Below are 13,025 nucleotides of genomic sequence, written 5' to 3'. Positions count from 1 at the left end.
CCCATCCACGTTCTTTTTCGCGCGCAAGTTCGTGGATGCCCGGGACAAGCCCGGGCATGACGAGAGCATAGGTTACGGCAGCTTCAGCGACGTCTCCGCATTGTACGGCTTCAGGGTCTCGTCCGCGGCCTTCTGCGCTGCAACGAGGGCCTCCTTCGGCTGCCTCTTGCCGTTGAGGACCAGCATCACCTCGTCCTCGAGGTTCTTGCGGACAGGGACGGTCTTGTAGGTCGCGAACCAGGGCTTGGCGACGTCGAGCTGCTCGACGGCGGTCTTGGCATCCGGGTTCTTGTTGAGGAATTCGACCATCTCGGGCGTCTTGTAGGCGGCCATGTTGGGCGCGAAATAGCCGGTGGCGCGGCTCCACCAGCCGCTCTTCTCGGGCGAGGTCATCCACTTGATCAGCGTCCAGGCTGCCTTCTGCTTGTCGGCCTTGAGGCCGGCCGGGACGATCAGCGAGGCGCCGCCGATCGGCACGGCGTTGCGGACGTTGCGCGGGATGAAGGCGACCTTGTAGGCGAACTTGGCGTTGTCGCGTACGTAAGTGAGCGAGCCCGTCGACAGCATCATCATCGCGGCGTTGCCGGAGATGAAGGCGGTGCTGACGGCAGGCCCAGGTGTCGCGCCGGGCGGGTGCACCTTGTGCTTGGTGACGAGGTCGTTCCACCACGTCAGCGCGCCGAGCATCGAAGGCGTATCGTAATAGACTTCGCCGCCGAACTCCTCGTTGTAATAGCGCCCGCCATTGCTCATGGTGAGCGTTTCCATCATCCAGCCGCAATAATCGTAGGCGCAGGGGATTTCGAGACCCCATTGGGTCACCTTGTCGCCCTCGCGCTTGGTCAGCTTCTTGGCCCAGTCGGTGAGCTCGGCCCAGGTCTGCGGCGGCTTGCTCGGATCGAGGCCGGCTTCCTTGGCCTTGTCGGCGTTGATGTAGAGCAGCGGCGTCGAATTGTGGAACGGCACGCCGTAGACCGAGCGGTTGATCACCGCGTTGCCCTGCAGAGCCGGGAAGAACTGGCCGAGGAACTGCTCCTTGGTGGTGCCGTCGGCCTTGATCAGCGCATCGAGATTGGTGAGCTCGTTCTCGATCTGCATGTCGAGCAGGAAATTGGCGGACATGATCACGGCGGACGGCGGCTTGCCGGCCTTGATGGCGGCGCGCGTCTTGATCAGTGTGTCGTCATAGGAGCCGGTGTAGACGGCAGTCGCCTTGATGTCGGGGTGACCTTCGTTGAACTCCTTGATCAGGGTGCCCATGTCGCGGGCGAGCTTGCCGTCGACGGGGACTGGGAAGAACAGATCGATCTCGGTCGGGCCCTCGCCGGCGAGGGCCGGGAAGGCGAGGGCACTGGCAAAAGAGCCTGCCATGGCAAGGCCGAGCATGAGCCTGCGGGAGAACAGCATCGGAAAATCTCCTATTTGATGCCTGAGGTGACGAAAGAGCTGATGAAGCGCTTCTGGAAGATCAGGAAGGTGACGAGCAGCGGGGCGATCACCATCAGTGTGCCGGCGGCGATGGTGCCCCAGGCCTGGGTGCCTTCGGCGGTCTTGGTGAACACGGATAGGCCGACCGTGAGCGGCCGCTTGTCCGGCGAATTGATCACCATCAGCGGCCACAGGAAGTCGTTCCAGTGGCTGGTCACGGAGATGATGGCGAAGGCGGAGAAGCTCGGCATCGACAGCGGCACGTAGATGTGGCGGATGCGCTGGAGCAGGCTGGCGCCGTCGATCAGCGCGGCGTCCTCCAGCTCGGTCGGAATCGCCTCGAACGCCTGGCGCATCAGGAAGGTGCCGAAGGCGGAGGCGAAGAACGGCATCATCACGCCGGTCAGCGTGTCGTAGAGGCCGAGCTGCGCCACCAGCGACAGGTTCGGCACGATCAGCAGAACCGGCACCAGCATCAGCTGCATCAGGAACAGATAGAAGATCGGCGTCTTGCCGAGGAAGTCGAGGCGCGCGAAGGCGAAGCCCGCCAGCGTGATGGTGACGAACTGCACCAGCAGAATGCCGGCGCAGATGATCGTGGTGTTGAGCGTGTAGCGTGGGAAATCGCCGATCTCCCAGGCATCCCTGACGTTGTCGAGCGTCGGCTTCAGGCTCGGCATCAGCTCGGCCATGGCGTTGATGCCGTCGGAAGCCGGGCGCAGCGTCGCCACGACCATCCACAGGAACGGAATGAGCCAGACGATCGCGAGCAGCACGGTCAGCAGGAAGCCGAGCTTCGGCGTGATCTCGCCCCTCGTGGCGAGCGGGGCATCCCTGAACAGGCGGTCGAACAGTTTCATGGCCCGCCCTCGCGGTTCGCCATGGTGCGGAAGGAGAGCGCGGTGAGGCCCATCAGCGCGGCGAGGGTGAGCAGCGTCGCGGCCGAGGCCTTGCCGACGTCGTAATGCTCGACCGCCTGCTGATAGATGTAGAACAGCACGAGGTTGGTCGAATTTGACGGCCCGCCCTGGGTCATGACGAAGACGTGGTCGACTTGCGTCACCGCGTTGAGCGTCGCGATCACGATGACGAACAGGAAGGTGGGCTTGAGCTCGGGCAGGATGATGTGGCGCAGCCGCATGTAAGGCCCGGCGCCGTCGAGATGCGCGGCCTCCATCACGTCCTCGGGCACGGCCTGGAGGCCGGCGAGGAAGAACAGCATGTAATAGCCGGCGTTCTTCCAGATCGTGATGACCATGATCGCGTAAAGCGCGACATCGGGGTCGCCGAGCCAGTTCGGCAGCACCGGAAGCAGGCGACCGATGTAGAAGTCGAGCAGGCCGACATTGGGCAGGAAGATGAACATGAACAGCGCTGACGCCGCGACCATCGGGATCAGCACGGGAAGGAACAGCGCGGCGCGCAGCGCGCTGCTGACGGCGTTGGTGCGCGACAGGGCCAGTGCGAACAGCAGCGCAAGCGCGATGCTCGGGATCGTGGTGCCGGCGGCGTAGACGAGATTGTTGACGACGGCGCCGGTAAAGGCGGGGTCGGCCAGCACTGCGCTGATGTTGTCGAGGCCGACGAAGCGGACGGGCGCCTTGGGCGTGGCACGCTGGTAGAGCGCATCGACGAGCACGCGTCCCATCGCGCCGTAGGTGAACAGGGCGAGGAAGACCAGCGAGGGCAATAGCAGCAGATAGGCCGGCAGCGAGGCTTTGAAGCGGGTGGTGAAGCGCCGGAGGACGTCCAGGCGCGGCGCCGCCGAGGTCGCGACCGCGAGAGAAGCGGGTTCGGCGAGGCTCATCTCACCGCGCCGGGAACTTGAGCGCATAGTCGCGGCCGTCCATTCCCGCCGGCGGCTCGAAGGGGAAGCGCAGACTTTCGTCGAGGAAGTCGTGACTGTGCACGACGATGTTCTGGTCGTCGATCAGCACCACGCCATAGGCCGGCGGCTCGTGGCTTGCGAGGTGCGGCGCGTTCGCGTCGAGCTCGAACCAGACCTGGTGGTTGGTGCCGCGCAGGGTCGAGAACGGGATCTTGCCGTAGCTGCCGAAGATCGGACGGTGCACGTGGCCGAAGAAGAGATGGCGGATGCGCGAACGATAGGGCGCGATCACCTCGGCGAATTCGGCGCTCTGCTTCAAGCCGATCTCGTCCATCGCGTGGACGCCGATCGGGAAGGGCGGGTGATGCATGAAGACGACGAATTCCTGGCCTGCCGGCGCGGAAGCAAGCGTCTTCGCAAGCCAGTCGAAACGCTTGGCGCACATCTCGCCGGCGTGGCTGGTCTCGTCCAGCGTGTCGAGGAAGACGAACAGGCCATGCTCGGTGGTGCGCGTGCCCTGCACGAAGCCGTTGGCATCGCGCGGCGCGGCCTTCAGCGCGTCCAGGCAGATCACGCGCTTGTCGTGATTGCCGACCATGGCGATGTAGGGAATCTTCAGCGCGGCCATCGCGTCGGCGAAATTGGCGTAGGATTCAGCCTCGCCCCAATGGGTGAGATCGCCGGTCACGACCGCGAAGGCGGCATCTGATTGGTGCTTGTTGATGTCGGCAATCGCGGCGTCCAGCCGGGCGCGCGGGTCGAGGCCATAGAGCGTCGAGCCGGGGTTCGCCAGATGCGTGTCGGTGATGTGGATGAATTTGAAGGGCACGGCGCGCTTGTCAGGATCGTTGGAGGATGGGCGCCTCCGGCGAGACGACCCTGACAGGCGGTTAGATGGCGTGTGTTTCAGTTTGATGACAGCGGTTCCCGCGCGCTTCGAATTCCACAGGAAGCGAAGGGGTGAAGCGCAAGCCGTACAAAATCGCGAAAACAACCCCATGCACAGTAGCCGATGATTGCAAGATCAATGGCTTGGCCGGCGCTCGCAGCCAGATGCTGATTTTACGAAAAAGATTGACTCGTCGGGCAAAACAGGGGCATGATGCCATCATCGGAAAATCAGCAGATGGCTTGTGGTAATGGGTGGAGCGCCGCGAAACCCGTCATTGCAGCCGCCCTCGATCTCGACGGGTTTCGCGGTGCTCTACCCACCCTGCGAAGAAATCGCGCGCAGACGCTCGATCTCGGCGATCAGTCTCTGGATGTCCTGCCGCGCGTGGGCGATGAACTCTTGATCGGCGAGCGTCGCGCCGGTGAGATAGATGTCCTCGCCGCCGGTTTGGATGAAGTCTGAGCCGCTGAATTTGTCGCGTGTTTCGACAAACGATTTCCAGGGACCCGCGGTGGCCTGCTCGCAGCGTGCCTTGATCGCCTCGATCTCGTCTTTCGTTAGAATGGGGGGCTCGGTCATCTTGCGGTCCACTGCGTAGGATGGGTAGAGCGAAGCGAAACCCATCATCTTTCCGCGTATGATGGCGATGGGTTTCGCTTCGCTCAACCCATCCTACGGACCTTTTACGTCCCGCAGAACGTCCGCAGCACTCGCTGGTCCGGCAGCGGCGGATCGGCGTAGGCGGCGTAGTCCGGCTGGTCCTCGAACGGTTTCGCCAGCACCTGCACCAGCTCCTCGAACGGCGTGTAATTGTCATCGTCGACGGCAGCCCGGATCACGGCTTCGACGCGGTGGTTGCGCGGGATGAAGATCGGATTGACGGCGTGCATCGCGGCCTGCCGTTCGGCTGCACTCTGCGGCTCCAGCGCAATGCGGGCGCGCCAGCGGCCGGCCCATTCGTCGAAGGCGGCGGGCTCCATGAACTGTGCGCGGGCGTCGGCGGCGTCATCGGCTGCGGCCTCGCCGAGCTTGCGGAAGGTGAGGGTGAAGTCGGCCTGGTTCTTGGCCATGGCGTCGAGCAGATCCTGGATCAGCGCCTCGTCGCCGTCACGCTCCGTGAACAGGCCGACCTTCTGGCGCAGGCCCGCCTGATAGGCGTCGCTGAACTGGTCCGAGAAGGCGCCGAGAATGTCCTGGGCTTCGGCGACCGCCGTCTCCTGCTCATCCGAGAACAGCGGGAGCAGGCATTCGGCAAGGCGCGTCAGATTCCAAAGCGCGATGCGCGGCTGGTTGGCATAGGCGTAGCGGCCCATCTCATCGATCGAGGAAAACACCTGCGCGGGGTTGTAGGCGTCCATGAAGGCGCAGGGGCCGTAGTCGATGGTCTCGCCTGAGATCGATGAGTTGTCGGTGTTCATCACGCCGTGGATGAAGCCGACCAGCAGCCAGCGCGCGACGAGGTTTGCCTGGCGCGCGACGACGCCGGCGAGCAGCGCGTGATAGGGTCGTTCCGCGTCGCGCAGCTCCGGATAGTGCCTGTTGATGACGTGATCGGCGAGCCGGCGGATCGCGTCGGTCTCGCGGCGGGCGGCAAAGAACTGGAAGGTGCCGACGCGGATGTGGCTGGAGGCGATGCGGGTCAGCACCGCGCCGGGCAACGCGGTCTCGCGGAGGACGTGCTCGCCGGTGACGACCGCGGCGAGCGAGCGCGTGGTCGGGATGCCGAGCGCGTACATGGCTTCGCTGACGATGTATTCGCGCAAGACGGGCCCCAGCGCCGCGCGGCCGTCGCCGCGGCGGGAGAACGGGGTAGGACCCGAGCCCTTGAGCTGGATGTCGCGGCGGACGCCGTCCCGGTCGATGACCTCGCCGAGCAGGATGGCGCGGCCGTCGCCGAGCTGGGGCACGAAATGGCCGAACTGGTGGCCGGCATAGGCCATGGCGATGGGGTCGGCGCCGGCGGGAACCGTTTTCCCGGCCAGGATCGCGGCACCTTCAGGCGTGTCCAGCAGGTCCGGATCGAGCCCGAGCTGGATGGCCAGCGGGCGGTTCAGCTTGATCAGCCGGGGGGCCGCGACCGGGGTTGGCGCGACGCGGGCAAAGAAGCTGTCCGGCAGCGCCGAGTAGGAGTTCTGGAAGGGGAAATGCACCGTCATGGCCTCAAGATAGGGCTGGAACGCCCGATGGCAAAGGTTCGGCCTCCGATATGCCAAAAATGGGCACTTCCGGCCCCAAACAGGCCGTTCCCTTGGTTGCCGCCTTGGGTCGCGTCGGGTAAACCCTGCCGCAATCTCGGACCGGCCCACGACAGGCGGTTCGATTCGTTATCCTTCAGACATCGATTTTGGGACGACCATGCATCGCTACCGGTCACATAAATGCGGCGCGCTCCGCGAGAGCAACATCGGCGAGACCATCCGCCTCTCGGGCTGGGTCCATCGCGTTCGCGACCACGGCGGCGTGCTCTTCATCGACCTGCGCGACCATTACGGCCTGACCCAGTGCGTGGTCGACCCGGACTCGCCGGCCTTCGCGCTGGCGGAGAAGCTGCGCTCGGAATTCGTGGTGCGGATGGACGGCAAGGCCCGCCGCCGCCCCGAAGGCACCGACAATGACGAGCTGCCGACCGGCAAGGTCGAGGTCTATGTCACCGAGATCGAGGTGCTGGGCCCGGCCGGCGACCTGCCGCTGCCCGTGTTCGGCGACCAGGAGTATCCCGAAGACATCCGCCTCAAGTACCGCTTCCTCGACCTGCGCCGCGAGAAGCTGCACCAGAACATCATGACGCGCGTCGAGATCATCAAGTCGATGCGCCGGCGCATGGAGGGGCAGGGCTTCTTCGAGTTCAACACCCCGATCCTGACCGCGTCATCGCCGGAAGGCGCGCGCGACTTCCTCGTCCCCTCGCGCATCCATCCCGGCAAGTTCTATGCGTTGCCGCAGGCCCCGCAGCAGTACAAGCAGCTGCTGATGATGTCGGGCTTCGACCGCTACTTCCAGATCGCGCCCTGCTTCCGCGACGAGGATCCGCGCGCCGACCGTCTGCCGGGCGAGTTCTACCAGCTCGACGTCGAGATGAGCTTTGTCACGCAGGAAGACGTATTCGCGGCGATGGAGCCCGTCATCACCGGCGTGTTCGAGGAGTTCGCCAAGGGCAAGCCGGTGAGCAAGAACTGGCGCCGCATCCCGTTCGCCGAGGCGCTGCGGAAGTACGGCAGCGACAAGCCGGACCTGCGCAATCCCATCGAGATGCAGGACGTCTCCGAGCATTTTCGCGGTTCGGGCTTCAAAGTCTTTGCTCGGATGCTCGAAGACCCCAAGAACCAGGTCTGGGCGATCCCGGCGCCGGGCGGCGGCAGCCGCGCCTTCTGCGACCGCATGAACTCGTGGGCGCAGGGTGAGGGCCAGCCCGGTCTCGGCTACATCATGTGGCGCGAGGGCGGTGAGGGTGCGGGCCCGCTCGCCAACAACATCGGGCCGGAGCGGACCGCTGCGATCCGCGCGCAGATCGGCACCAAGGAAGGCGATGCCGCCTTCTTCGTCGCCGGCGACCCCGACAAGTTCTGGAAGTTCTCTGGCCTTGCCCGCAACAAGGTCGGCGAGGAATTGAACCTCACCGACAAGGAGCGGTTCGAGCTCGCCTGGATCGTCGACTTCCCGATGTACGAGTACAATGAGGACGACAAGAAGGTCGATTTCTCGCACAACCCGTTCTCGATGCCGCAGGGCGGCCTCGAGGCGCTCAAGGGCCAGGACCCGCTGACCATCAAGGCGTTCCAGTACGACATCACCTGCAACGGCTACGAGATCGCCTCGGGCGGCATCCGCAACCACGTGCCGGAAGCCATGGTGAAGGCGTTCGAGATCGCAGGCTATGGCGAGCAGGAAGTGGTCGACCGCTTCGGCGGCATGTACCGCGCCTTCCAGTACGGTGCGCCGCCGCATGGCGGCATGGCCGCAGGTGTCGACCGCATCGTGATGCTGCTCTGCGGCACCACCAACCTGCGCGAGATCTCGCTGTTCCCGATGAACCAGCAGGCCATGGACCTGCTGATGGGCGCGCCGTCGGAAGCCACCACCAAGCAGCTCCGCGAGCTGCATGTGCGGGTGAACCTGCCGCAGAAGTGAGTGTTCTTTGCCTCTCCCCGCACGCGGGGAGAGGCCGCATCGCATCGCAGATGCGAGGCGGGTGAGGGGGGCTCTCCACGAGTCCACTCTCACCGTGATTGCGGAAGCAGCCCCTCACCCCAGCCCTCTCCCCGTAAGAACGGGGCGAGGGAGCGCACCGCCGCTGCGGCCCTACAACCCCGTCGACGCCTCGATCCGGAATTGCGCCAGCGCGATGATCGGCTCGTTCTGGAGAACATCCATCAATTGAAGCACCGGCAGCTTGCCGAACGGCGTCAGCTTGATGCTCAGCGTTTGTCCCGACGTTTCGACGAAGCCGGCGCATGCATCGACCGCGCTCCTGGCATCAAGATTGGAGGCCGCGATCTTCTCGCCCTGTGCCCGTATCATCTCGACGATGGCGCTGCGCGCGGCGTCGCGGCTGACATTCTGCATGCGCGCAAACTGGGCCACGATCAGGTCGACCACGCCGCGGTCGCGCAAGGACAACTCGATCGCGCCGGTCTCGACCTGCGCCAACTGGCCCATGGCCTCCAACGGGTCCGTCGTGGTGAAGATCTCGCGCGGCACCTTGGCGAGCGCCACGCTGACTTGGGCTTTGGCGAGGTTGCCGAGATCGAGCGTGGCCGGCGCCAGCGCGAACGCGCCTGATGCCTCCGTCCAGGCCGCACCGAGATCGAGGTCGATCGCAAGCTTGTCCACGCCTGCCACGATCAGCGGCTGCAGCGCCGGATTGGCGGGATCGGTCGGCGTCACCATCTTCACGACCAGACTGGCCTTGCTCGGGATCGATCCCACCAGCTGACCCCAGTTCAGGCTGATCGTGTCGACAGTGATGGGCTGCCGCGTGTTCTTATGGGGCGCAACCAACCCCTTGACCTCGGCGCCTTCGAGCACCCGGAACAGTCCCAGCATCTGATCGGGCGAGGGCGGCTGTCCGGCGGTCCTAAGGCTTGCCGCCCAGCGCATCAGGTTCGGTATGCTGAAGGATTTGAGCGCGAAGCGCTCTATCTTGAACGGACCCTGCGGCGAGGGGGCATCGACGCCCTCGATCGCGAATTCGCCCTGCTGGTAGCGAATTGCGTTGATCTTCCCTGACTTCTGCGGTGTGGCAATCGAGGTCTTGCCGATTTCGGCCTTGCCGATGCGAATACCCTCGTAAAATCCGGCGACCCTCTCCATCAGCTCTTGCGTCTGCGCCGGCGTTGGCAGGACCGACTTGTCCTGCGGCAGCTTGGCAAACATCTCGAACAAATGGAGCTTCGACGGCTGCACGTCGATGTCTTCCAGGTCGAAGCCGTCGATGTCCAAATGCAGGCCGAGCGCGGACTTCAGCACGTAAGGGCCGGCGGAGATTTGCCGGTAGACCCGGCGGTAATTGTCGTCGCTGCGCGCCTGCGGATCGAGCGCAGCGAGGATCGGGGCCGCGTCGAAATCATTGACGATGATGCCGGAGATTTCGCCAGTCAGCTTGTCCGCCTTGCCCGGCTGCGCAACGTTGATCGCGAAGGTGGCGCGGTCCGTCTTCATCGCATCGACTTTGCCGCGGCCGAGGTTTTGGAGCGCAAGGCCGGAATAGATCGCTTCGCCGCTGCCGGCGCCGCGGCCAGCGTCGAAATTGACATTCAGGGACGGGATCGTCACAGACGTTGCCGTCACGCTCGCGAACTGGTCGAGCACGAACCGGTACACGTCGCTCAGGGAGTTCGATGCCGGCACGTTCTGGACGCGGAGAGGACCCGCATAGTCGCGCAGCGTCACCTGCGGGATCTTGTAGGCCACTTTCATCTTGCCGGGGCCGACTTCGTCAAACGCGATCTCGACGCCTGAGATGTCGATGCCGTCAGCGGCAAAGCGCGTCTCGCCGATCTGGCGGACGCCCGTGCTGTTGAAGGCGCCGATCTTGACGTGCCCCTGCGACGGGTTGCCGGGCTCGACCGCGATGTCCTCGATCGTCAGCGTCCGGCTCATCACGTCGAATGTGATCTTGCCATGGCTCGCCTTGCCGCCGCCCGAGCGCAGCTGCGCGAAGGCCGCCTCGACCTCGTTGGTCGCCCGGTGCTGGACATAGAGATTGAAGCCGAACCATCCGCCCGCGCCGAGCACGAGAGTTGCGATCACGCCGATCAGGATGCGCTTCATTCCCAGCTCCAGTTGCCCGTTTTGCACCGCGCAACCTGCCATATTCGCGAAACGCCGCGCGGTCCAGGGAAAGCTATGGTTTTCAGATATTTGACCGCGCCCCCTGTTGATGGGCGCGCAATCGGATGTTGCCACCGGGGCGCCCGGCGTGCTTCATCCCGCTTCCATGACCCGGAAATTCGGTCCGCTTGGATGGCGGCCCCGGATCGTGCATTTTGAGGCCGGTAAAGCGAGGCGAGACACCGCATGTCGTCCTATTCTGATGATCTCCACCAGGCGGCGCTCGCCTACCATCGTCTGCCGCGCCCCGGAAAGCTCGAGATCCAGGCAAGCAAGCCGCTTGCCAACCAGCGCGATCTCGCGCTGGCCTATTCGCCGGGCGTTGCCGCGGCCTGCACCGAGATCGCCAAGAATCCGGCCGAAGCCGCCACGCTGACCACCCGCGCCAATCTGGTCGCCGTGGTCTCCAACGGCACCGCCGTGCTCGGCCTCGGCAATATCGGCCCGCTGGCCTCCAAGCCGGTGATGGAAGGCAAGGCCGTGCTGTTCAAGAAATTTGCCGGCATCGACGTGTTCGACATCGAGATCGCCGCGGACACCATCGACCGCGTGGTCGAGACCGTGGCGGCGCTCGAGCCGACCTTTGGCGGCATCAATCTGGAGGACATCCGCGGACCCGAGTGCTTCGAGATCGAGACGCGCCTGAAGGAGCGCATGAAGATCCCGGTCTTCCACGACGACCAGCACGGCACCGCGATCATCGTCGCCGCCGCCATCACCAATGGTCTGAGGCTGAACGGCAAGAAGCTGTCGGACGTCAAGATCGTTGCGTCGGGGGCAGGGGCCGCGGCGATCGCGACGCTCAATCTCCTGGTGTCGATGGGCGCACAGCGCAAGAACATCTGGGTCTGCGACATCGACGGTCTCGTGCACGAGGGCCGCAACACCTCGATGGACCGCTGGAAGGCGGTCTATGCGCAGAAGACCGACAAGCGCACGCTCGCCGACGTCATCGGCGGCGCCGACATCTTCATCGGCCTCTCGGCGCCGGGCGTGCTCAAGCCCGAGATGGCCAAGGCCATGGCCGACAAGCCGCTGATCATGGCGCTCGCCAACCCGACCCCGGAGATCATGCCGGAAGAGGCGCGCAAGGCGCGCCCTGACGCGATGATCTGCACCGGCCGTTCCGACTACCCGAACCAGGTCAACAACGTCCTGTGCTTTCCCTTCATCTTCCGCGGTGCGCTCGACGTCGGCGCCACCGCCATCAACGAGGAGATGAAGCACGCCGCCGTCGAGGCGATCGCGCAGCTCGCGCGCGAGGCACCGTCGGATGCCGTCGCGCAAGGTTTTGATACCGGCGAGACGCAGGGGTTCGGCCCGGGCTCCCTCATTCCGAGCCCCTTTGATCCACGCCTGATCCTGCGCATCGCCCCCGCGGTGGCGAAGGCTGCGATGGAGTCCGGCGTCGCAACGCGGCCCATCACCAATTTCGACGAGTACACTGCGCTGCTCGAGCGCTTCGCCTTCCGCTCCGGCCTCGTCATGAAGCCGATGTTCGCCAAGGCCAAGACCCAGCCGGTACGCGTGATCTACGCCGAAGGCGAAGACGAGCGCGTGCTGCGCGCCACGCAAGTGGTGCTGGAGGAGAATTTGGCGCGGCCGATCCTGGTCGGTCGTCCTTCGGTCGTGGACGCGCGCATCAAGCGGTTCGGCCTCTCGATCCGCGCCGGCAAGGATTTCGATCTCGTCAATCCCGAGGACGATCCGCGCTACCGTTCTTACGTGCAGTCCTATGTCGAGGTCGCCGGCCGCCGCGGCGTGACGCCGGACGCGGCGCGCACGGTGGTTCGCACCAACAACACGGTGATCGCGGCGCTCGCGGTCACGCGCGGCGAGGCGGACGCCATGCTGTGCGGCGTCGAGGGTCGCTATATGAGCCATCTGCGCCATGTCCGCGAGATCGTCGGCTTCTCGCCCGGAATCAGCGATTACGCGGCGCTGGCGCTGCTGATCACCAGCAAGGGCGCCTTCTTCATCGCCGACACCCAGGTGCGGCCCAATCCGAGCGCGGAAGAGCTCGCCGAGATCGCCTCGCTCGCTGCGGTCCATGTCCAGCGCTTCAACATCAAGCCGAAGATCGCCTTCATCTCGCATTCGGATTTCGGCAGCTACGATACCGACTCCTCGCGCAAGATGCGGCTGGCGACCCAGCTGCTGAAGGACAAGCATCCGGAAATCGAGGCTGACGGCGAGATGCAGGGCGATACGGCGCTTTCCGTCGCGGCGCGAAAGATGGTGCTGCCGCATTCCAAGCTGGAGGGCGAGGCCAACATCCTGATCATGCCGACGCTGGACACTGCCAACGTTGCCTATCAGATGATCAAGTCGCTCGCGGACGCGCTGCCTGTCGGCCCGATCCTGATCGGCCCGGCGCGTCCGGCGCATATCCTGACGCCGTCGGTGACGGCGCGCGGCATCCTCAACATGACGGCGGTGGCCGTCGTCGAAGCGCAGGAGCGCGCCGCACGGCAGCAGCCGACGCTGTTTACGTAAGGGCGAGCTGCTCTTCCCTTTCCCCTTGTGGGAGAGGGTGGCTCGCCGCGG

10 protein-coding genes are annotated in these 13,025 nt (G+C 64.9%); 3 read left to right on the top strand and 7 right to left on the bottom strand.

Annotated features, from left to right (window positions below; genetic code table 11):
• Positions 1-72: 72 nt before the first annotated feature.
• The 4 genes from Q0743_RS03925 to Q0743_RS03910 are packed head-to-tail and all read right to left on the bottom strand — an operon-like array spanning position 73 to position 4,085.
• Positions 73-1,407 carry an ABC transporter substrate-binding protein gene (locus Q0743_RS03925; protein WP_298240279.1) on the bottom strand — a complete coding sequence of 445 codons (1,335 nt, stop codon included), beginning with the start codon at positions 1,405-1,407 and terminating at the stop codon, positions 73-75.
• Between the two features lie 11 nt (positions 1,408-1,418).
• Entirely contained in the window at positions 1,419-2,288 is an 870-nt protein-coding gene (locus Q0743_RS03920) for a carbohydrate ABC transporter permease (protein WP_298240278.1), read from the bottom strand.
• Entirely contained in the window at positions 2,285-3,235 is a 951-nt protein-coding gene (locus Q0743_RS03915; RefSeq protein WP_298240277.1) for a carbohydrate ABC transporter permease, read from the bottom strand. Before Q0743_RS03915 ends, Q0743_RS03920 begins: the two co-directional genes overlap by 4 nt.
• 1 nt (position 3,236) lies before the next feature.
• Entirely contained in the window at positions 3,237-4,085 is an 849-nt protein-coding gene (locus Q0743_RS03910; RefSeq protein ID WP_298240276.1) for a phosphodiesterase, read from the bottom strand.
• A gap of 131 nt (positions 4,086-4,216) precedes the next feature.
• Here Q0743_RS03910 and Q0743_RS03905 point away from each other — a divergent pair, with 131 nt between their 5' ends.
• Complete coding sequence (locus tag Q0743_RS03905) at positions 4,217-4,396, top strand: hypothetical protein (protein ID WP_298240275.1); 180 nt, start codon at positions 4,217-4,219, stop codon at positions 4,394-4,396.
• A 64-nt stretch (positions 4,397-4,460) separates the two neighbouring features.
• On the opposite strand, the gene Q0743_RS03900 is transcribed toward Q0743_RS03905, so the two are convergent.
• The gene (locus Q0743_RS03900; protein ID WP_298240274.1) at positions 4,461-4,727 is read right to left on the bottom strand and encodes a hypothetical protein; all 267 of its coding nucleotides are present in this window, start codon (positions 4,725-4,727) and stop codon (positions 4,461-4,463) included.
• Between the two features lie 104 nt (positions 4,728-4,831).
• Complete coding sequence (locus tag Q0743_RS03895; protein WP_298240273.1) at positions 4,832-6,304, bottom strand: YdiU family protein; 1,473 nt, start codon at positions 6,302-6,304, stop codon at positions 4,832-4,834.
• A 199-nt stretch (positions 6,305-6,503) separates the two neighbouring features.
• On the opposite strand from Q0743_RS03895, the gene aspS reads away from it, so the two are divergent.
• Positions 6,504-8,276: an aspartate--tRNA ligase gene (gene aspS / locus Q0743_RS03890; RefSeq protein WP_298240272.1), complete on the top strand. Its 1,773-nt coding sequence runs from the start codon at positions 6,504-6,506 to the stop codon at positions 8,274-8,276.
• A 171-nt stretch (positions 8,277-8,447) separates the two neighbouring features.
• Here the strand turns inward: aspS and Q0743_RS03885 are convergent, their stop codons facing one another.
• Positions 8,448-10,418, bottom strand: a complete 1,971-nt coding sequence (locus tag Q0743_RS03885) for a hypothetical protein (RefSeq protein ID WP_298240271.1) — start codon at positions 10,416-10,418, stop codon at positions 8,448-8,450.
• A 246-nt stretch (positions 10,419-10,664) separates the two neighbouring features.
• Here Q0743_RS03885 and Q0743_RS03880 point away from each other — a divergent pair, with 246 nt between their 5' ends.
• The gene (locus Q0743_RS03880; RefSeq protein WP_298240270.1) at positions 10,665-12,974 is read left to right on the top strand and encodes an NADP-dependent malic enzyme; all 2,310 of its coding nucleotides are present in this window, start codon (positions 10,665-10,667) and stop codon (positions 12,972-12,974) included.
• Positions 12,975-13,025 lie beyond the last annotated feature (51 nt).

Source organism: uncultured Bradyrhizobium sp. (assembly GCF_936943645.1).
Classification (GTDB): domain Bacteria; phylum Pseudomonadota; class Alphaproteobacteria; order Rhizobiales; family Xanthobacteraceae; genus Bradyrhizobium.
The sequence above is the reverse complement of the archived record's forward strand: the minus strand, read 5'-3'. Positions and strand labels throughout refer to the sequence as shown.

What these genes read in the sequence shown, in the direction of transcription:
- aspS (WP_298240272.1), top strand. Translation starts at nt 6,504, where the DNA reads ATGCATCGCTACCGGTCACATAAATGCGGCGCGCTCCGCGAGAGCAAC.
- Q0743_RS03925 (WP_298240279.1), bottom strand. Translation starts at nt 1,407, where the DNA reads ATGCTGTTCTCCCGCAGGCTCATGCTCGGCCTTGCCATGGCAGGCTCT.
- Q0743_RS03895 (WP_298240273.1), bottom strand. Translation starts at nt 6,304, where the DNA reads ATGACGGTGCATTTCCCCTTCCAGAACTCCTACTCGGCGCTGCCGGAC.
- Q0743_RS03885 (WP_298240271.1), bottom strand. Translation starts at nt 10,418, where the DNA reads ATGAAGCGCATCCTGATCGGCGTGATCGCAACTCTCGTGCTCGGCGCG.
- Q0743_RS03880 (WP_298240270.1), top strand. Translation starts at nt 10,665, where the DNA reads ATGTCGTCCTATTCTGATGATCTCCACCAGGCGGCGCTCGCCTACCAT.
- Q0743_RS03900 (WP_298240274.1), bottom strand. Translation starts at nt 4,727, where the DNA reads ATGACCGAGCCCCCCATTCTAACGAAAGACGAGATCGAGGCGATCAAG.
- Q0743_RS03920 (WP_298240278.1), bottom strand. Translation starts at nt 2,288, where the DNA reads ATGAAACTGTTCGACCGCCTGTTCAGGGATGCCCCGCTCGCCACGAGG.
- Q0743_RS03915 (WP_298240277.1), bottom strand. Translation starts at nt 3,235, where the DNA reads ATGAGCCTCGCCGAACCCGCTTCTCTCGCGGTCGCGACCTCGGCGGCG.